Source organism: Burkholderia sp. Tr-20355 (assembly GCF_017104685.1).
GTDB classification, from domain to species: Bacteria; Pseudomonadota; Gammaproteobacteria; order Burkholderiales; family Burkholderiaceae; genus Burkholderia; species Burkholderia seminalis.
This window is the reverse complement of sequence record NZ_JAAGPK010000009.1, coordinates 82350-102321: the sequence shown is the minus strand read 5'-3', so window position 1 is coordinate 102321 and position 19972 is coordinate 82350. Positions and strand designations below refer to the sequence as shown.

The 19972-nt window shown below is 67.5% G+C and carries 19 protein-coding genes; 15 read left to right on the top strand and 4 right to left on the bottom strand.

What is annotated here, in order from left to right; translation table 11 throughout:
* Positions 1–687 (bottom strand): FUSC family protein (locus G3N62_RS03875; protein WP_206141142.1); only part of this gene is annotated, 687 nt, incomplete at its 3' end.
* A gap of 146 nt (positions 688–833) precedes the next feature.
* On the opposite strand from G3N62_RS03875, the gene G3N62_RS03870 reads away from it, so the two are divergent.
* The 6 genes from G3N62_RS03870 (at position 834) to G3N62_RS03845 (ending at position 7969) form a co-directional block, all read left to right on the top strand.
* Complete coding sequence (locus G3N62_RS03870; RefSeq protein WP_034187925.1) at positions 834–1736, top strand: LysR family transcriptional regulator; 903 nt, start codon at positions 834–836, stop codon at positions 1734–1736.
* Between the two features lie 398 nt (positions 1737–2134).
* On the top strand, positions 2135–3694 hold the full coding sequence (locus G3N62_RS03865) for a DHA2 family efflux MFS transporter permease subunit (protein ID WP_034187926.1): 1560 nt from the start codon (positions 2135–2137) through the stop codon (positions 3692–3694).
* A gap of 179 nt (positions 3695–3873) precedes the next feature.
* The gene (locus G3N62_RS03860) at positions 3874–4203 is read left to right on the top strand and encodes a hypothetical protein (RefSeq protein WP_124670994.1); all 330 of its coding nucleotides are present in this window, start codon (positions 3874–3876) and stop codon (positions 4201–4203) included.
* Between the two features lie 268 nt (positions 4204–4471).
* Complete coding sequence (locus G3N62_RS03855) at positions 4472–4804, top strand: sugar ABC transporter ATPase (protein WP_034187928.1); 333 nt, start codon at positions 4472–4474, stop codon at positions 4802–4804.
* A gap of 124 nt (positions 4805–4928) precedes the next feature.
* Complete coding sequence (locus G3N62_RS03850; protein WP_069704644.1) at positions 4929–6518, top strand: ABC transporter substrate-binding protein; 1590 nt, start codon at positions 4929–4931, stop codon at positions 6516–6518.
* 197 nt (positions 6519–6715) lie between these two features.
* Positions 6716–7969, top strand: a complete 1254-nt coding sequence (locus tag G3N62_RS03845) for a hypothetical protein (RefSeq protein WP_124670993.1) — start codon at positions 6716–6718, stop codon at positions 7967–7969.
* A 15-nt stretch (positions 7970–7984) separates the two neighbouring features.
* Here G3N62_RS03845 and G3N62_RS03840 read toward each other — a convergent pair whose 3' ends face one another.
* Positions 7985–9292, bottom strand: a complete 1308-nt coding sequence (locus G3N62_RS03840) for an Nramp family divalent metal transporter (RefSeq protein ID WP_124670992.1) — start codon at positions 9290–9292, stop codon at positions 7985–7987.
* Positions 9293–9384: 92 nt separating this feature from the next.
* Positions 9385–10641, bottom strand: coding sequence for an oxalate decarboxylase family bicupin (locus G3N62_RS03835; RefSeq protein ID WP_034187931.1), 1257 nt, complete (start codon positions 10639–10641; stop codon positions 9385–9387).
* Between the two features lie 398 nt (positions 10642–11039).
* On the opposite strand from G3N62_RS03835, the gene G3N62_RS03830 reads away from it, so the two are divergent.
* The 9 genes from G3N62_RS03830 to G3N62_RS03790 all read left to right on the top strand — a co-directional run bounded on the left by G3N62_RS03830 (position 11040) and on the right by G3N62_RS03790 (position 18996).
* Positions 11040–11939 (top strand): MurR/RpiR family transcriptional regulator, encoded by a 900-nt coding sequence (locus G3N62_RS03830; RefSeq protein WP_069704642.1) that lies wholly within the window; start codon positions 11040–11042, stop codon positions 11937–11939.
* Positions 11940–11956: 17 nt separating this feature from the next.
* Positions 11957–12520: a D-alanyl-D-alanine dipeptidase gene (ddpX, locus tag G3N62_RS03825; RefSeq protein WP_034187933.1), complete on the top strand. Its 564-nt coding sequence runs from the start codon at positions 11957–11959 to the stop codon at positions 12518–12520.
* Positions 12521–12581: 61 nt separating this feature from the next.
* Positions 12582–14183, top strand: a complete 1602-nt coding sequence (locus G3N62_RS03820) for an ABC transporter substrate-binding protein (protein WP_034187934.1) — start codon at positions 12582–12584, stop codon at positions 14181–14183.
* A gap of 10 nt (positions 14184–14193) precedes the next feature.
* The gene (locus G3N62_RS03815; protein ID WP_124670991.1) at positions 14194–15264 is read left to right on the top strand and encodes an ABC transporter permease; all 1071 of its coding nucleotides are present in this window, start codon (positions 14194–14196) and stop codon (positions 15262–15264) included.
* Between the two features lie 66 nt (positions 15265–15330).
* Positions 15331–16245, top strand: a complete 915-nt coding sequence (gene nikC, locus G3N62_RS03810; protein ID WP_124670990.1) for a nickel transporter permease — start codon at positions 15331–15333, stop codon at positions 16243–16245.
* A 1-nt stretch (position 16246) separates the two neighbouring features.
* On the top strand, positions 16247–17140 hold the full coding sequence (locus G3N62_RS03805) for an ABC transporter ATP-binding protein (protein ID WP_059556662.1): 894 nt from the start codon (positions 16247–16249) through the stop codon (positions 17138–17140).
* Complete coding sequence (locus tag G3N62_RS03800) at positions 17137–17913, top strand: ABC transporter ATP-binding protein (RefSeq protein WP_124670989.1); 777 nt, start codon at positions 17137–17139, stop codon at positions 17911–17913. Before G3N62_RS03805 ends, G3N62_RS03800 begins: the two co-directional genes overlap by 4 nt.
* Before the next feature lie 129 nt (positions 17914–18042).
* On the top strand, positions 18043–18297 hold the full coding sequence (locus G3N62_RS03795) for a GlsB/YeaQ/YmgE family stress response membrane protein (RefSeq protein ID WP_034187939.1): 255 nt from the start codon (positions 18043–18045) through the stop codon (positions 18295–18297).
* Between the two features lie 363 nt (positions 18298–18660).
* Entirely contained in the window at positions 18661–18996 is a 336-nt protein-coding gene (locus tag G3N62_RS03790) for a type 1 fimbrial protein (RefSeq protein ID WP_034187940.1), read from the top strand.
* A gap of 36 nt (positions 18997–19032) precedes the next feature.
* Here the strand turns inward: G3N62_RS03790 and G3N62_RS03785 are convergent, their stop codons facing one another.
* Positions 19033–19905: a LysR substrate-binding domain-containing protein gene (locus G3N62_RS03785; protein ID WP_034187999.1), complete on the bottom strand. Its 873-nt coding sequence runs from the start codon at positions 19903–19905 to the stop codon at positions 19033–19035.
* Positions 19906–19972 lie beyond the last annotated feature (67 nt).

Here is a 19972-nt window from a genome sequence, read left to right as displayed (position 1 = left end):
CTCGGCCGCCGTGTCGAGTTCGAGCGCATCCGCGAACAGGCGGTGCACGGCCGCCCCGTTCGGCTCACGGCGCAGCGCGCCCGCGCCGAGCGTCACCGCGCGGTCGAGATAGCGCGCGAGCCGCGTGCGGACATCGTTCAGCGGCGCGCCCGGCGCAAACACCGTTTCGAACAGCGCACCGCACAGGATGCCGACGACCACATACAGGAATCGCGCCACCGCGATGTCGAACGCATGCAGCGGCGCGGACACCGCATCCATCGCGATGATCGCGGCCGTATAGCCGGCGAGCACCGCCGCATATGCGCGGAAATTCCGCTGGAACGTCGCGACGCCCGCGCACAGCCCGATCCACGCGGCGAGCGCCGGCAGGAACAGCTCGGGCGTCTGCGCGAATGCACCGGTCAGCGCGAGCGCGACGGCCGCGCCGATCGCGGTGCCGAGAATCCGGTACTGGCTCTTCGACAGCCCCATCCCGCGGCTGCCCTGCGCGACGATCCACACGGTCGACGCGGCCCATTTCGGATCGTCGAGATTCATCCGGAACGCGATATAGAGTGCGAGCAACGACGCGGCGGTATTGCGCAGCGCGAACGCGAGCGCGCCGGGCGGCAACGTCGGGCGCGCGTCGCGCAGCGCGGCCCGGACGGCCGCGAACGGCGGCACGCTGGGGAAAGCGAATTTCATCCGGCGAGCATACGATCGCGCGCGGGCCGCCACTACGGGGCGGCGGCGGGATGCGTTATTGCACCGGGCAGGATAATCGGTGCGGCCCGCCGCGATCCGGCGCGCGACGGTAAGATGCGCGCAGGCCGAACCCTGAAACGCCCCGTATGGACCTCGAAAGCATCCGGATATTCTTGCGCGTGGTGGAACGCGGCAGCTTCACCGCCGCCGCCACGCAACTCGACATGCCGCTCAGCCGCGTGAGCCGCAAGGTCAGGCAGCTCGAGGACGATCTCGGCGTCCAGCTGCTGTACCGCACAACGCGCCGCGTGTCCGTCACCGAAGCGGGGCGCGACTATTACGAACGCTGCCTGCGCGCCGAGGAAATCCTGCTCGACGCGGACCGCCAGGCGCGGGCGCTGCGCACCGAGCCCGAGGGCACGCTGCGCGTGCTGGTGCCCTACGCGATCGGCCTGCTGGAACTGGAGCCGGCGCTCGCCGAGTTTCGCCGGCGCTACCCGCTGGTGCAGCTCGTGCTGATCTACGACAACAGCGCGCTCGACCTCGTCGAGCACGGCTTCGACGTCGCGCTGCGCACGGGCGTGCTGACCGATTCCGGCTATGTCGCGCGCTCGCTCGGCTGGTCGCACGCGAAACTCGCGGCCAGCCCGCACTATCTCGACCGTGCCGGCCGGCCGCAGACACCACAGGACCTCGCCGATCACGACATCCTGTTCGTCGGCCGCGACACGCCCGGCCTGACGCTGCGGCTCGCCAACGCGGCCGGCGACGTGGCCGACGTGCCGGTGCGGCCCGTGCTGATCTCGAACGAATCGGTCACGGTGCTGCGCCAGGCCGCGAGCGGCGGCGGCATCGCGTTGATCTCCACGCACTTCACCACGCGGCGGCTCGCGAACAACGAACTCGAAATCGTGCTGCCCGACTGGCACCGCACCGACGACGTCGAACTGCACGCGCTGTATCCGAAGCGCGCCACGCTCGACAGCAAGGTGCGCGCATTCGTCGAATTCCTGACGGAAGTCTTCACCGCGTGGCGCGCGTCGCCGTAACCGGCATCGCGCGACCGGCATCGAGGCGGGCCGGCTGCATTATTGCGGCGCACGAAAGGAATTAATGAGCGCGCGAGCGTTGATCGCCGTTCGCCGCATCGTTAGCCTGTGCCCATGAAAAATCGCCACACACGCTACGGCAGCCACGCGAGCGCTGCCCGCCGCCGCGTCACGCGCGTCGCGCCTTCCTGACCGGCCTGCCCGCGCCCCGAAGCCCGTCATGGCTTCGCCGATCCGATCGAACGCCTGAACCGCACGCCGCGCGCGGACGGCCCCGTTTGCCGGGCCGCCCGCGCGTGGTGCATCGCGCCGTCCGCTTCGCGGCCCGCCCGCACACGCGGCGCGCGCGCGGCCGACGGCGCGCGCCGCCCGGCCACCTTTCATCACGCAGGAACACCATGTCATCTCCGTCACCCCAGGCGCCGCTGTCGGGCGGCAAGCTCGCGATCGGCACGATCGCGGTATCGCTCGCCATGTTCATGAACGTGCTCGACTCGTCGATCGCGAACGTCGCGATCCCGACGATCTCGGGCGACCTCGGCGTCTCGGTCGACGAAGGCACGTGGGTGATCACGATCTTCGCGGCCGCGAACGCGGTGTCGATTCCGCTGACCGGCTGGCTCACGCAGCGCTTCGGCCAGGTGCGCCTGTTCGTCACGTCGATCCTGCTGTTCGTGTTCGCGTCGTGGCTGTGCGGGATCGCGCCGAACCTGCCGACGCTGCTCGCCGCACGGATCCTGCAGGGCGCGGTCGCGGGGCCGCTCGCGCCGCTGTCGCAGGCGCTGCTGCTTGGCGCCTGGCCGCGGCAGAAATCGTCGAGCGCGCTCGCGCTGTGGTCGATGACCGCGCTCGTCGGCCCGATCGCGGGGCCGTCGCTCGGCGGCTGGATCACGTACGACTACAACTGGTCGTGGATCTTCTACATCAACATTCCGGTCGGCTTCTTCGCGGCGGCCGTCACGTGGATCGTGTTCCGCGACCGCGAATCGGCCACGCGCCGCCTGCCGATCGACACGGTCGGCCTGCTGCTGCTCGTGCTGTGGGTCGCGTCGCTGCAAATCATGCTCGACAAGGGCAAGGATCTCGACTGGTTCAACTCGCCCGTCGTCGTCGCGCTCGGCATCGTCGCGCTGATCGGCTTTGCGTTCTTCCTCGTGTGGGAGCTATACGAGGCCAACCCGATCGTCGACTTGCGGCTGTTCACGCAGCGCAACTTCGCGGGCGGCACGATCGCGATCTCGGTCGCGTACGGGATGTTCTTCGGCACGCTCGTGCTGCTGCCGCAATGGATGCAGGGTTATCTCGGCTACCGCGCGGTCGATTCGGGGCTCGCGACCGCGCCGCTCGGGCTGTTCGCAATCCTGCTCACGCCGGTCATGGGACGCCTGCTGCCGCGCACCGACCCGCGTTATATCGCGACGCTCGCGTTCGTCGGCTTCGCGGTCGTGTTCATGATGCGCACGACGTTCTACACCGACGTGTCGCGCTGGGACCTCGTGCTGCCGACGCTGCTGCAAGGCATTCCGATGGCGATGTTCTTCGTGCCGCTGACGTCGATCATCCTGTCCGGGCTGCCGCCCGAAAAGATCCCGGCCGCGGCCGGCCTGTCGAATTTCGGCCGCACGTTCTGCGGCGCGGTGGGCACGTCGCTGATCAGCAACGCGTGGAACGACCGCACGATCCTGCATCACGTGCGGCTCACCGAACAGGCGAGCGTCACCAACCCGGTCTTCACGCAACAGGTCGACACGACACGCTCGCTGCTGCACCTGAGCCCCGATTCGGCGCTCGCGTTCTTCAACGCATCGGTCGATTCGCAGGCGGCCGTGATGGGGTTGAACGACATCTTCTACGTGTCGGCGATCATCTTCATCGCGATCATCCCGCTCATCTGGATCACGAAACCGGCGCGCTCGGGCGGCGGCGATGCCGATGCGGCGGCGGCCGGCGCGCATTGATTCGCAGCCGTTGCGGCCGGGCCTCGTGCCGCGCATGCCGGGCCCGGGCCGCCACCCAGCGACGTAATAAAGACTTGCAATCGATACAGGCGGAAACGTCAACAGCCGGCACCCGTACCGCGTTTTTTCGTCATGCGCCGCTCCTCCAGAGGGACGGCGCAACGACAGGAGAAAACACGATGCGAGCCCTGACCCGTCAAATCGCGATTGCCGCCGCCCTGATGTCGGTCCTGACCGGCACCGCGTTCGCCGAAACGCCGTGGCAGCAAGCGCATCCGCGCCGCGAAGCGGTCAACCGGCGCCTCGCGAACCAGCATCGCCGCATCCATCACGAAGTGACGGAAGGCGAGATGTCGCACGCCCGGGCCGCGCGCCTGCACCGTGACGACCGCAAGATCCGACGGGAAGAGCGGGACATGGCCGCGCAGGATCACGGCCACATCACGAAGAGCGAAAAGCACGTGCTGAACCAGCAGGACAATGCGGTCGGCAACAAGATCGGCCAATAACAGCGACAACACCGGCAAGCGCCCATTCGCCATCACCTGAAACGCCCGCTGCCGCGATGCGGCAGCGGGTGCTTGTTCGATCGGCTGGTTGTATCGAATCGTTTCAACGCGCGAACGGCGTCAGATGCTGCGGGTATACTCCGTCGTCAGCCGCCTGTCGCATCGTCGTCCGTCAAAAACGGCCCGATTCCGGGCGGTTTCGTCGCGAAGCTTCGCGTTTCGCCTACCCCGCGCCCCAGCCTCGATACGAGACACCCGACGACCGACCATGAAACGATTCCTGCTGCTCCTTCCCGCCGCCCTGCTCGCCGCCTGCGGTTCCGCGCCCTCGTCCGACTCGGCCTCGTCGGGTGCCGCACCGATGATCTACGTGTCGTCGCAACGTCCGGCCTACGCCATCGCGAACTGCCTCGACAGCCGCCTGTCGGGCACCGAGCAATCGCAGCACAACGGCGTGACCGATATCGCCGTCGGCTCGAATTCCTACTTCGTCACGCTGACGCCGTCGGGCAACGGCTCGGTCGTCAAGGTCGTGCGCGGCTCGGGCAACGAACCGGCCGAGGAAGCCATGCGCTTCGCGATCGCGCGCTGCGCGATCTGACGCCCCCCGCGCCGGGCACCCGCCCGGCCGACTGCCGCGCGCCGCACCGCGCGCGCCGAATATTTTCATCCGGACGGCCGTCGATGAGAGAATCGCACCACGATTCCCTCTCGATGGAGCCCGCATGAAGCACCTGCTGTCCCGGCTGTTCGTCAGCGCCGCGCTCGTCGCGCTTGTTCCGGCGCTGCCGGCGCAGGCTGCCACGCCGCCCGGCATCTTCGTCGTCGCCACGCAACTCGGCGAATTCACGACCCTCGACCCGAGCGGGATCTACGAGCTGGTGCCGTCCGAATACGTGGCGAACACCTACGAGCGGCTGGTGCGGGTCGACCTGAAGGATCCGACGCGCTTCGACGGACAGATCGCGCAATCGTGGACGGTCGGCGCAGACGGCACGACCTACACGTTCAAGCTGCGCCCCGGCCTCACGTTCCATTCCGGCAACCCCGTCACCGCCGACGACGTCGCATGGTCGCTGCAGCGCACCATCCTGCTCGACAAGGGGCCGGCCGGCGTGCTCGCCGATCTCGGCCTCACGAAGGCGAACGTGATGCAGAAGGTGCGCGTGGTCGATCCGCAGACCGTCGTGCTCGAAACCGACCGCAAGTACGCGCCGAGCTTCGTGCTCAACGTGCTCAGCGCGTGCCCGGCCTCGGTGTTCGACAAGAAGCTGCTGCTGTCGCACCAGCAGGGCAACGATTTCGGCAGCGCCTGGCTGCGGACCAACGATGCGGGCTCGGGCCCGTACCAGCTCGTCAAGTGGACGCCGAACGAGAGCATCGTGCTGCAGCGTTTCGAGAAATACCGCACGCCGTACCCGATGAAGCGCGTCGTGCTCCGCCACGTGCCCGAAGCGTCCGCGCAGCGGCTGCTGCTGGAGAACGGCGACGCCGACGCCGCGCGCAACCTGAGCCCCGACAGCCTCGCCGCGCTGTCGAAGGCCGGCAAGATCAAGGTCGCGTCGTGGCCGGTATCCGCGCTGCTGTACCTGAGCCTGAACACGAAGAACCCGAACCTCGCGAAACCCGAGGTGCAGCAGGCGATGAAATGGCTCGTCGACTACGACGGCATCCAGCGCAACATCGTCAGCACGACCTACAAGGTGCATCAGACCTTCCTGCCCGAAGGCTTCCTCGGCACGTCGAACGCGCGGCCGTACAAGCAGGACGTCGCGAAGGCGAAGGCGCTGCTCGCGAAGGCCGGCTTGCCGAACGGCTTCGACGTGACGATGGACATGCCGAACGACTATCCGTACCTCGAGATCGCGCAGGCGCTGCAGGCGAACTTCGCGCAGGGCGGCATCCGCGTGAAGCTGATCCCCGGCGATGCGAAGCAGGCGATCGGCAAGTACCGCGCGCGCCAGCACGACATCTTCATCGGCGAATGGTCGCCCGACTACATGGACCCGAACAGCAACGCGCGCGGCTTCGCATGGAATCCGGACAACTCGGATCAATCGCCGACGAAGATGCTCGCGTGGCGCAACAGCTGGGATATTCCGCAACTGACGAAAGACACCGAGGCCGCGCTCGTCGAGCCGTCGCCCGCGAAGCGCGCGCAGCGCTACGAAGCACTGCAGAAGGCCGTGCTCGCGAACTCGCCGTTCATCATCATGTTTGAGAAGGTCGTGCAGGTCGCGACGCGCCCCGGTGCGACCGGGCCGGAAATCGGGCCGATCAACGACCTCGTGTCATACCGCACGCTCGCGAAATAATCGCGGCGGCCCGCGTGCCCGGCCCTGCCGGCGCGCGGGTAATCGCCATGGGCCGCGGCGCCGGCGCTATGTCGCGCGGCGGCGCCGATCTACAATGACCGGGGCCGGCGGCGCCCGGCGGTGATCCACGTCACCGGATTCGCGTCACCAACCAGGACAGGATGCGCACGCCCGAGTGCGCACAACGGGAACCGAACATGCATCCGAGCGAGCACGCGGTCTGCGTAGCGATCAACGACAACAACCGCGCGTGGTACGAAATGCTCGTGCCGTTCCTGCTGTCGCTCCGGCAGACCGGCTACGACGGACGGATCGCGGTGATCGGCTACGGGCTGTCCGAGCGCAAGCGGCAGATCCTCGCGAGCCAGTCGGTCGACGTCATCGACGCGTCGGACGCGTATGCGCTGCCGGTCGGCCGCTTCATCGAGGCGGCCGGGTATTGCGCGCGCAACCCGCAGATCCGCAAGCTCGCGCTGTACGATGCCGACATCTGGTTCTGTGCGCCGCAATTCGACCTGTTCTCGCGGATCGGCGACGACCGGATTCACGTGTGCCCCGACCCGCTGTTCTGCACGTTCGTCGTCACGCCGCTGATCGGCGAGCGGCGCGACCATCACTGGCGTCTCGTCGTCGACGCGGTCACCGCCCGCCACGGCGGTGCGCTGCAGGCCGGGCTCGTGGCCGGGACCGCCGACGCATGGGCACGCTATGCCGCTCACCTGCGCGACTGCCTCGCGCGCGTCGGCACCGATTTCCAGGCGTGCTTCGGGATCGACACGACGTTCCTGCATCTGTGGAGCGCCCAGGGCGAAACGGCGCTGCTCGACCCGGTCCAGAACTTCGTCAGCAAGTACGGCATTCACGAATCGTTCGACGCGGGCAGCGGTACGACGACGCTCCGTTACCAGGACGAACCGATCCGCGCGCTGCACATGACCGGCGACATCCGCTTCCTCGACCGGTGGCGCTACTACGCGAACCACACCGACGCCGCGCTGCGCGACGGCGCGCCGTTCGCGCTGTCGGACGGCACCCCGGTGCCCTCCGGCGCGGTCGCCGCACGCATCGCCGCGGCGGACTACGTGCGATCGGCCGGGCTGACCGTTTCGTCCGCCGCGATCGAGGGCAGCGCGGGCGCCTACCTGCAGGCGATCGACGAACCGGGCGGCACGATGCTCGTCGGCAGCGGCAACCACGAAGTCGTGTTCACCTCGACCCGCGACATCGCGCGCCTGAACGTCTACGTCACGCACCCGTCCGGTTCGCCGTCGCCGCTGCGGTGCGAAGTGCTGGTCGACGGGCAGGCGCAGCGCAAAGGCACCGAGCTGATGGCGCATTTCTGGTATCAGGTCGCCGCCGGCACCGTCATCACGCTGCGCGCGACGAGCCTCGGCGGCCAGCAGTGCAACGCGATCTGGCGGCTGCGCGAGGCGCCGGACATGCAGCAGTAGCCGCCCCGCCGCCGCTCAGTTGAACACCGCCCACACCAGGTACGCATTCAACCCGACGATCACGACCGTCGCCGCGCCGGCGACGATCCGCAGCGGCATCCGCATCGCATAAGCGCCCATCACGTCCTCGCGCGCCGACAGCATCAACAGCGCGATCATCGGTATCGGCAACACGAAACTGAGCACGACCTGGCTCGCGACCATCGCGCGCGTGACGTCGCAGCCGAGTGCGACCACCGCGAACGCGGGCGCGATCGTCACCGCGCGGCGCACCCACACCGGCAGGCGGCGATGGATGAAGCCCTGCATCACGACCTGCCCGGCCATCGTGCCGACCACCGAGCTCGACACACCCGACGTCAGCAGCGCGACGAGGAACAGCGCGCCGGCCGCCGGCCCGAGCACCGGGATCAGCGTGTGATACGCGTCGCCGATGTCGGTCATGCCCGGCGCATTCGCATGGAACGCCGACGACGCCATCATCACCATCGCGAGATTCACGAACCCGGCGAGCCCGAGCGCGACGACGACCTCGCGGTTCGAAAAACGCACGAGCCGCCGCCGTTCCACGTCGTCGCGCGGCGCGGCGCGATCCTGCGTCAGGCCCGAATGCAGATACAGCGTGTGCGGCATGATCGTCGCGCCGATGATCCCGACCGCGATCGTCAGCGCCGCGTGATCCGGAATCTGCGGGACGACCAGATGAAACGCCGCGGCATGCCAGTCCTGCGGCGCGATCAGCAGTTCGCCGAGATAACACGCGCCGATCACGCCGACCAGCGCCGCGATCGCGGCTTCCAGCGGCCGGAAGCCGCGCTTCTCGAGTGCGAGGATCGCGCAGGTCGCCAGCGCCGTCGCGATCATCCCGGCGAACAGCGACAGGTGGCACAGCAGCCCGAATGCGAGCGCGCCACCGAGGAATTCGGCGAGATCGGTCGCCATCGCGGCGATTTCCGACGCGATCCACATGCCCAGCACGACCGGCGCGGGGAAACGGTCGCGGCACAGCTCGGCGAGGTTGCGGCCGGTCACTATGCCGAGTTTCGCGGACATCGCCTGGAACAGCATCGCGATCGCGTTCGCGGCCAGCACGACCCACAGCAGCCGGTAGCCGTACGCGGCGCCGGCCTGGATGTTGGTCGCGAAGTTGCCGGGGTCCATGTAGCCGATCGACGCGATCACGGCCGGGCCGACGAACGGCAGCAGCGCGGCGATACCGGTGCGGCGGCCTTCCAGCGCGGCGCGCGCCGCGCCGTCGATGCGTTCGGGAGACGCGCCCGGCAGCGCGAAGCCGCCGGCGGTTTTGCTCGTGACGGGAATCATGGTGAGGTTCCGTTCGGATAGGGGCTTACGTGGAAGTGGAAGCGGACGCCACGGCCGGCCTGCCGCCCGCCGGCCGCGGCGCGCCGGCCGCGTTACAGCGGCACGACGTCGGGACGGTTGCGCGGAAACCGCGCGATCACGTCGGGCGCGACGTTCAGGTGCGCTTCGACGAGCTTCGGCGGCGTATGCGCGAGCCAGTCGGACAACGACACCTCCGCATACCGGTCGGTCTTGAAGATCTCCAGGAACACGAGATCGGTCTTGCCGGTGTTCTGCACGTAGTGCCCGAGGCTCTTCTTCACGTAGCCCACGTCGCCCGCGCGGAAGTCGGCCGTCTGCGCCTTCGGCCCCGTGTCGAACACGGTCATCCGCGCCTCGCCCTGCAGGTAGTACTGCCATTCGTCCGCGTTCGGATGCCAGTGCAACTCGCGCATGCCGCCCGGGTGGACCGTGACGAGCGCCGCCGCGACCGTCGTCGAGATGTTGAAGTTGGTGCTGTCCGCGATCCGCACTTCGCCGCCGCGCGTCTTCTTGACGGGTTTCATGTCGCCGAGCGAGAAGATGAACGGATGCGGCGGCGCGCCGGCCGACGAGGCCGATGCGCGCTGCGCGTCCGCGAGCGGGCCCGGTTCGTCGCCCTGGAAGATCCACAGGTTGTCGAGCGGAATGTTCCTGAACGCGTCGGCCGGCACGCCGAAGTTGAGCGCGAGCACGTCCGGCGGCGTATGCGCGACCCAGTCGGTCAGCAGCAGCGTATTGAATTCCGATGCGCGGCCGTTATCGAACGCGAGCAGGAATTCGGCGCCGTCGGTGCCGAGGCCCTGCAGCGAATGCGGCAGGCCGGGCGGGAAATACCAGAGATCGCCGGTCTTGACGTCCTGCACCGACGGCCGCCCGAGTTCGTCGAGCACGGTGATCCGGCAGCGGCCGTCAAGCATGATTGCCCACTCGGCCTGCTGGTGCCAGTGCATCTCGCGAATGCCGCCGCGCGTGAGGCGCATATTGACGCCGGAAATGGTTTCGGAAATTGCAAAATCGTCCTGCGTGACCTCGCGCGCCCACCCGCCGTTTTGAATGCGTTTATGGGCATTATTGAAAGACGCCCAGAATAACGGCATCCCGTTGATATCGGTGGCAGGCGGATCCTGAAAAGACGGGAATTGATTCGCCAATGCGGGATTTTGTGGCCCCGGGTCGGTCAATCCCTGTTTGTTGCGCGCGTTGATCGCCCCTTCCGGCGGACTGTCCGGATTGCCGAACGACGCGGCTTTGGCCGTTACGGCAAGGCCTGCGGCGGCAATGGCGCCAGCCGTATTCGCCAGCATCTTGCGTCGAGAAAGATTCGTCATGATTGCCTCTTCATTATTTCGATTGAGCGAATTCCCATTACGGAATACATGCCGTTTTCGGATTATCGAAAATCGAACATCCCGTCACGCAAGTTAAATCCAAATCGACGTAAAACTTAAATGAATTATTGACCTGAATTAATGATTTAATGTGATTCGCTTTAATTTTGTAATGATCGCGATACCGCGGGACACGACTGGCGGAACGGCTCACCGCGACATTCAAGGCGAACGATCCGCCAATCGATTGGCGATTCAGGGTTGGGCCGTGCGAACGCCGGTCCGTCACGCACCTATCACCCATCCCCACACCATAGTTTTTATCCGCTGGCGCGAATGATTTTGGCTTTGTCAGATAGATGACATTCGATCACCAAACGACAACGATCTAACAGCCGATGACTTGCGCGTTCGCCCGTACCGTCGAATCCCGCTACGCGGAGCTGACACCGACCGCCAAGCGCATCGCGAGCTACATGCTCGCGAACCTCGACCGTCTGGGGCTCGAGACTGCCGACCAGATCGCGCAGCAGGCCGGCACCAGCGGCATCTCGGTCGGGCGCTTCCTGCGCAGCGTGGGCTACCGCAATCTCGACGACCTGAAGCGCGAGCTGCGCGGCGGCAGCGATCGTCCGTGGATGATCACCGACCGGCTCGACGAATACCGCCGCACGGTGGGCACGCACTCGGTCGACGGCGATGTCGGCGGCAACGACGGCGCCCGCCGCGGCGAACGCGCGCTCGCGTTGTCGCTCGAACGCGAGCTCGATGCGATCCGCCACGTGTACCGGCTCGCCGAAGGCCCGGTGTTCGCGCAGGTCGCCGACCGGATCGCACAGGCCGACGCGGTGTTCATCCTCGGCATCCAGTCGACGCGCGGCATCAGCAACGCCTTCAGCAGCTACCTCGAATACCTGCGCCCGCGCGTGTTCTATTCCGATGGCCAGTCGGGCTCGTACGTCGATTCGCTGAACTCCGAATTCGAGCGGCCGTACTGCATCGTTACCGATACGCGTGCGTATTCGCGCGGCGCGCGCCGCTATTGCCAGGCGGCCGCCGAGCGCGGGCAGCCGTTCGCGCTGGTCACCGACCTGTCGTGCCCGTGGGCGCGCGACTGGCCGTCCGACCTGCTGCAGGTGAAGACCGATGTCGGCCAGTTCTGGGATTCGCTCGCGCCGCTCACCTGCCTGTTCAACCTGCTGATCACGGCCGTGGTCGACCGCCTCGGCCCCGCGATCGACCGCCGCGTCGAACGCAACCGCGAACTGCAGCGCACGTTCGACCAATTCGAATCCTGAGCGAGACCGCCCTGCCGATGAACGATCACCGCCTCGTCGAAATCACGCCCGCCACGCATCGCGTCGACATCGATCTCGTCTACGCGACCGACCGCAACCTGACCGGCAAGCCGATCTACCGCCATGCGCACTGCCTGCTGCTGGCGCCGGCCGAGGCCGCGTTGCGGCGGGCGGTCGACATCGCGGCGCAAGCCGGCTTCACGCTGCGCGTCTACGACGCGTACCGGCCGCCGCAGGCGCAGCAGGTCCTGTGGGATTTCCTGCCCGACCCGAACTTCATCGCCGATCTCGGCCGCGGCTCGAATCACAGCCGCGGCACCGCACTCGACCTGACGCTCGTCGCCGCGAACGGCGAGCCGCTCGACATGGGTACCGGTTTCGACGAGATGGTCGCCGCGTCGGGTCACTTCCACGCCGGGCTGCCTGAAGCCGTGCAACGCAACCGCCTGCTGCTGCTCGGCGTGATGCACGCGGCCGGCTTCGCGCACATCGACAGCGAATGGTGGCACTACGAACTGCCCGGCTCGCACGCGCTGCCGCAGATCGACGACGCGGCAAGCGGCCCGTGGCGCCTGATGTAACGACGATGCACGTCCCCCTCACCGTTCACGTTCAACGACTTCAACGACAGATGGAGCGCCCATGAAATTCCCGACATCCCGACTCGTCGCGGCGCTGGCCGCCGCGGCCGTTCTCGCCGCCGTTCCGCTTTGCGCCGCGCATGCGGAAACACCGAAGGACATGTTCGTGATGGCCACGCTGCTCGACGAATTCACGACGCTCGACCCGGGCGAGATCTACGAACTGGTGCCGGAGGAATACGTCGCGAATACCTATGACCGACTCGTGCGCGTCGACCTGCGCGATCCGTCGAAATTCAACGGCGACGTCGCGCAGTCGTGGACGGTGAGCACCGACGGCCTGACCTATACGTTCAAGCTGCGCCCGGGCCTCAAGTTCCACTCGGGCAATCCGCTGACGGCCGACGACGTCGCCTGGTCGATCCAGCGCGCGGTGCTGCTCGACAAGGGCCCGGCCGCCGTGCTGACCGGCATCGGCCTGACGAAGGCGAACGTCGGCGCGAACGTGAAGAAGCTCGACGACCAGACGATTGCCGTCACCACCGACCGCAAGTACGCGCCGACGTTCGTGCTGAACGTGCTCGGCTCGTGGCCCGCGTCGGTGCTGGACAAGAAGCTGCTGCTGTCGCATCAGCAAGGCAACGACTTCGGCAATGCGTGGCTGAAGACCAACGAAGCCGGCTCCGGCGCGTACAGGCTGGTCAAGTGGACGGCCGGCGACAGCCTCGTGCTGCAGCGCTTCGACGGCTACCGGTTGCCGCTCGCGATGAAACGCATCGTGCTGCGCCACGTGCCCGAGGCCGCGAGCCAGCGCCTGCTGCTCGAAAACGGCGACGTCGACGCGGCGCGCGACCTGAGCCCCGACGATCTGGCGTCGGTCGTGAAATCGGGCAAGGCGAAGGTATCGGCTTCGCCGCAGGCGACGCTGCTGTATCTCGGCCTGAACACGAAGAACCCGACGCTCGCGAAGCCCGACGTGCAGGAAGCGCTGAAATGGCTCGTCGACTATGCGGGCATCCAGGGCAACGTCGTGAAGACGACCTACAAGGTGCACCAGACCTTCCTGCCCGAAGGCTTCCTCGGCACGTTGAACGCGAACCCCTACAAGCTCGACGTCGCGAAAGCGAAGGCGCTGCTCGCGAAGGCCGGCGTGCCCGACGGCTTTTCGGTGACGATGGACGTGCGCAACGACTATCCGTACACGGAAATCGCGCAGGCGGTGCAGGCGAACTTCGCGCAGGCGGGCATCAAGGTGCAGCTGATCCCCGGCGACAACAAGCAGACGCTCGCGAAATACCGCGCGCGCCAGCACGACATCTACATCGGCGAATGGTCGGCCGACTACATCGATCCGCACAGCAACGCGCAGGGTTTCGCGTGGAATCCGGACAACTCCGACAAGTCGAGCTATAAAATGCTGGCCTGGCGCAACAGCTGGGACATCCCGCAACTGACGAAGGAAACCGACACCGCGCTCGCCGAGCCGACCGCCGCGAAACGCGCGCAGCGGTATCAGGCGATGCAGAAGGAAGTGCTCGCGCACTCGCCGTTCGTGATCATGTTCGAGAAAGTCGCGCAGGTCGCGACACGGCCCGGCGTGAGCGGGCTCGAGGTCGGGCCGATCAACGATCTCGTGTCGTACCGCAACCTGAAGAAGCAATAAGATTCGCCGCATGTCGACTCCCGCCTCCTCACTCGAAGCACTGCGCACGCTGCCCGCGCGTCGCCCGGCCGTGCGCTGGGCGCTGCGCGTGCTGCGCTGGGCGCTCACGCTCGCCGTCACGTTCGCGGGGCTGCTCGCGCTGACGTTCGTGATCGGCCGCAAGGTGCCGATCGATCCCGTGCTCGCGATCCTCGGCGATCGCGCGTCGGCCGACGCATACGCGGCCGAACGCATCGCGCTCGGGCTCGACAAGCCGCTCGCCACGCAATTCATGATTTATGTGCGCGATGTGCTGCACGGCAATCTCGGCGTGTCGCTGCTGACCGCGAACCCGGTGCTCGACGACATCCGGCGCGTGTTCCCGGCCACGCTCGAACTCGCGACGATCGCCACGCTGATCGGCATCACGATCGGCGTGCCGCTCGGTGTCGCGGCCGCCGTGAAGCACAACCGGCCGATCGATCACATCGCGCGCTTCGTCGGGCTGATCGGCAATTCGGTGCCCGTGTTCTGGCTCGGGCTGATGGGGCTGCTGCTGTTCTACGCGCGGCTGCACTGGGTCGGCGGGCCCGGCCGGCTCGACCCCGTGTACGACGGGATGGTCGACCCGCGCACGGGCAGCCTGCTGATCGACGCCGCGCTCGCCGGCGAGTGGGACGTGTTCCGCAACGCGGTGTCGCACATCGCGCTGCCGGCCGCGATCCTCGGCTACTACTCGGTCGCGTATCTCAGCCGCATGACGCGCTCGTTCATGCTCGACCAGTTGAGTCAGGAATACATCGTCACCGCGCGCGCGAAGGGCTTGTCGGAACGGCGCGTGATCTGGCGGCATGCGTTCGGCAACATCGCGGTGCCGCTGCTGACCGTGATCGCGCTTACGTACAGCAACCTGCTCGAAGGCTCGGTGCTGACCGAGATCGTGTTCGCGTGGCCGGGGCTCGGTTCGTACCTGACCGGCGCGCTGCTGAACGCCGACATGAACGCGGTGCTCGGCGCGACGCTCGTGATCGGCGCGATGTTCATCACCGTCAACCTGCTGACCGACGCGCTCTACCGCGTGTTCGATCCGCGTGCGCGCTGAGGGCTACGCCGACATGACCGCTTTCCCCCCGCTTCTTTCATCGCCGATGCCGAAGGTCGTCCAATCATGAACACCGAGCGCCTCACGCCGCGCGCGTGGCTGCTGTCCGATGCGCCCGTGTCGCGCTCGCAGGCCGCACTCGGCCTCGCGTACCGACGCTGGCGCCGGTTCGCCACCAATCCGCTCAACCTGTTCGGGCTCGCGATCCTCGTCGCGCTGATCGTCGTCGCGATCATCGGCCCGCTGATCATGCCGCACGACCCACTGCGCCAGGTGCTGTCCGACCGGCTGCTGCCGCCCGGCTCGCCGTCGCACTGGTTCGGCACCGACCAGCTCGGCCGCGACATCCTTTCGCGGCTGATCGCCGGCTCGCGCCTCACGCTCGGCATCGCGCTGCTCGTCGTCGTGATCGTGGTGCCGATCGGCCTCCTGATCGGCACCACGGCCGGCTATTGCGGCGGCTTCGTCGACAGCGTGCTGATGCGCATCACCGACATCGCGCTCGCGTTCCCGAAGATCGTGCTCGCACTCGCGTTCGCGGCCGCGCTCGGGCCCGGCGTGATCAACGCGGTCGTCGCGATCTCGATCACCGCGTGGCCCGCGTATGCGCGGCTCGCGCGCGCGGAGACGATCCGCATCGCGCAAGCCGACTACATCCACGCCGCGCGGCTGCAGGGCGCGTCGGGCCCGCGCATCCTGCTGCGCTACATCATGCCGCTGTGCATGTCGTCGGTGATCGTGCGCGCGACGCTCGACATGGCCGGCATCATCCTGACCGTCGCGGGCCTCGGCTTTCTCGGCCTGGGCGCGCAACCGCCGAGCCCCGAATGGGGCTTCATGGTCGCATCGGGCCGCAACGTGCTGCTCGACGCGTGGTGGGTCGCGACGCTGCCCGGCATCGCGATCCTGCTCGTGAGCCTCGCGTTCAACCTGCTCGGCGACGGGCTGCGCGACGTCTTCGATCCCCGCCATGGAGCATGACATGCCGACGAATACCGCCCCCGCGCCCGCCCCGCTCTGCGAGATCGACGGGCTGAAGATCGGCTTTCGCGGCCACGACGGCGTCGTCACCGACGCCGTGCGCGACCTGTCGCTGACGCTCGCCCCCGGCGAACGGCTCGGCATCGTCGGCGAATCGGGCTCCGGCAAGTCGCTGACGGGCCGCGCGCTGCTCGGCCTGCTGCCCGACGCCGCCCGCTGGTCGGCGCGCACGATGCGCTTCGCGGGCCACGACCTGCTCGCGATGTCGCCGCGCGAGCGCCGGCGGCTGTGCGGCAGCCAGATGGGCATGATCCTGCAGGACCCGAAGTATTCGCTGAACCCGGTGATGACAGTCGCGAAGCAGATGGGCGAAGCGTTTCGTCTGCACGAGCCCGGGCTGCGCGGCCGCGCGCTGCGCGAACGGATCGTCGACGCGCTCTCCGCCGTGCAGATCCGCGACCCGGCGCGCGTCGCCGATGCGTATCCGCATGAATTGTCGGGCGGCATGGGCCAGCGCGTGATGATCGCGATGATGGTGTCGACCGGCCCGCGCCTGCTGATCGCCGACGAACCGACGTCCGCGCTCGACGTCGCGGTGTCGATGCAGGTACTCGCGGTGCTCGACGCGATGATCGCGCGCCACGGCACGGGCCTGATGTTCATCAGCCACGACCTGCCGCTCGTGATGTCGTTCTGCGACCGCGTCGCGGTGATGTATGCGGGCCGCGTGGTCGAGACCTGCGCCGCGCGCGACCTGCGCGACGCCTCGCATCCCTACACGCGCGGGCTGCTCGCGGCGACCCCGCCGCTCGCGAACCCGCCCGACGAACTGCCCGTGCTGCGCCGCGATCCGGCGTGGCTCGAGCCCGCCGGCCGACAGGAGGCAGCACGATGATCGACGTCGATCACGCATCGATCCGTTTCCCGACCCGCACGGGTCACGTCGACGCCGTGCGCGACGCGAGCTTCGCGGTGCGCGACGGCGAAGTGTTCGGGCTCGTCGGCGAATCGGGTTCCGGCAAGTCGACGCTGTTGCGTGCGCTGACGGGCTTGGTGCCGCTCGCGTCCGGCAGCCTGTCGATCGACGGACGGCCGGTCGGCGGCACGCCCGATCGCGCGTTCCGCCACCACGTGCAGATGGTGTTCCAGGATCCGTACGCGTCGCTGCATCCGCGCTTCACGGTCGACCAGACGTTGCGCGAGCCGCTGTCGATCCATGCGATCGGCGACGCCGATGCGCGCATCGCCCGCGCGCTGTCCGAGGTCGGCCTCGGCCCCGCGTTCCGTTTTCGCTATCCGCACCAGTTGTCGGGCGGCCAGCGGCAGCGCGTCGCGATCGCGCGTGCGTTGATCGTCGAACCGCGCGTGCTGCTGCTCGACGAACCGACGTCCGCACTCGACGTGTCGGTGCAGGCAGAAATCCTGAACCTGCTGCGCCGCCTGCATCGCGAACGCCAACTGACGATGATCCTCGTGAGCCACAACCTCGCGGTGATCGGCTTCCTGTGCCAGCGCGTCGCGGTCATGCAGCACGGCGAGATCGTCGAACAGCTCCGTGTCGAGGACGTGCGGGCAGGACAGGTCGCACGCGACTACACGCGCACGCTGCTGAACGCGACCGAAGGCTACCGCCGTCTCGACCCGGTGGTTGCAACACCGGCGAACTGACATCCGCGCGACGCGCCGGCGTGCGATACTCGGCACGCCACGCGCCGGCTGGCCGTTGCATGGAACCCTTGCGCGCGACGCGGGTCCATTTCCTTTCATCAACAGCTCAATCGCAATAGGGAGGCGTTCATGCTGCAATTCATCGAAACCCTGGTCGTCGGGCTCATCGTCGGCCTCCTCGCCCGCGCGCTCAAGCCCGGCGACGACAAGATGGGTATCCTGATGACCGTCGTGCTCGGCGTCGTCGGCTCGCTGATCGCCGGCTACGTCGGCCGCGCCGCCGGCTGGTATGCGCCGGGCCAGGGCGCCGGCTGGATCGCGTCCATCATCGGCGCGATCGTGCTGCTCGTGGTCGTCGGCGCGATCCGCAAGCGCACGGGCTGAACACCGCGCTTGCGTCGTGTCAATGCAAAACGGCCGCTCGTCAGAGCGGCCGTTTTGCTTGTGGCGAGCCGGAGACCGGGTAACTACCGACTCGTTGGCTTCGCAACGATTCAACGGCACGCTCCTCCATCCGCCAATGGTCTTCCGGCGAGCGTACGCGACCGGCAAATCCCCGACTTGCGGGCGCGCAAATTTGAGATAAATTGATTGAAGGAATAACGCGCGGTTTGCTTATTCCCTTTATTTCCATTTTTCGATTCAAGAGGTCCGATGGTTTTGCCGTTTACGCATACAGCATCGCAGCGTTGACGGACTGCCACCCGAGCGGCCCCGCTGCGACGCGCTTCCTCTCTGGAGCCTGTCATGAAGCATCGCCTGTTCGCCGCCTCGTTCGTCCTGGCTGGCTCGCTTCTGGCCACGTCCTCGTCCTTTGCCGGCGGCACGTCCGGCATCATTCACTTCTCCGGCATGATCGTCGAGCCGCCCTGCTCGTTCGCGCTCGATACGGCCGATGTCGCCCACGCACACGTGCGCCCCGACTGCCCGCGTCCGGCAAGCGGACAAGTCGCGTTCGTCGACGCGGCCAGCCTGCGCACGATCAAGACCACGACCTTTACGCAGGCCTCGCGCGCAATCGTTTTACCTGAGCGTACGGGCAGCAATCATGCGCCGATGATCGCCGTCGTGACCTACCAGTAAAATCCGCCGCCGGGCGCCCGCCGCCGTGGCCGCCCGTCAGTCGCGATGACGCGCGATCCAGTCGCTGAACGCGCGGATCTTCTGCTGGCTGCCGATGGTTTCGGGATACACGAAGAAGTAGCGCGCGCCGGTTTCGAGCACGATGTCGAACGGCCGTTCGAGCCGGCGCGCGCTGACGTCGTCGTCGACGAGCGTCACGTCGCCGATCGCGACGCCGAAACCCTGCATCGCCGCGTTCGTCGCGAGATCGAGCGTGTCGAACGTCGGCCCGCGCGCGGGATCGACGCCGCGCTCGCCCGCATGGTCGAGCCACGCACGCCAGTCACGATGGTCGCGCGTCGGATGGAGCAGCGTATGGCGCGCGAGATCGCCGACCGTATCGAGCGGCGACGCCTGCCGCAATTCGGGCGCGCAGACGGGCGTCAGCCGTTCGTCGAACAGCGGCAGCGCGAACACGCCGGGGCCCGGCGACGTGCCGTAGACGACCGCCGCATCGAACGGCTCGGTCGAGAAATCGACGACGTGCTGCCACGCGGTCGTGATCTGCACATGGAGATCGGGGTGCTCGCCCTGGAAGCGCATGATGCGCGGCAGCATCCAGCGCATCACGCAGGTCGGCACCTTCAGCGCGAGATCGGTGCGCTGCCGCGTGAGCTTCATCGAGATGTCCTCGATCCGCGCGAAGCTCTCGTTGACGACCGGCAGCAGCTGCTCGCCCTCCGCCGTCAGCGTGAGCCCCTTCGCATGCCGCTTGAACAGCGGAAAGCCGTAGTGCGCCTCGAGCGTCTGGATCTGCCGGCTCACCGCGCCCTGCGTGATGCACAGCTGCTCGGCCGCGCGCGTGAAGCTGCGGTGGCGAGCCACCGTCGAGAAGATCTGCAACGCGTGCAGGGGCGGAAGTCGGCGCATGGCGAACGGGAAACGGAAATACGGCGCGAAAGGGCCGCGCGCCGACACCGGCGCGCACAGACCGACA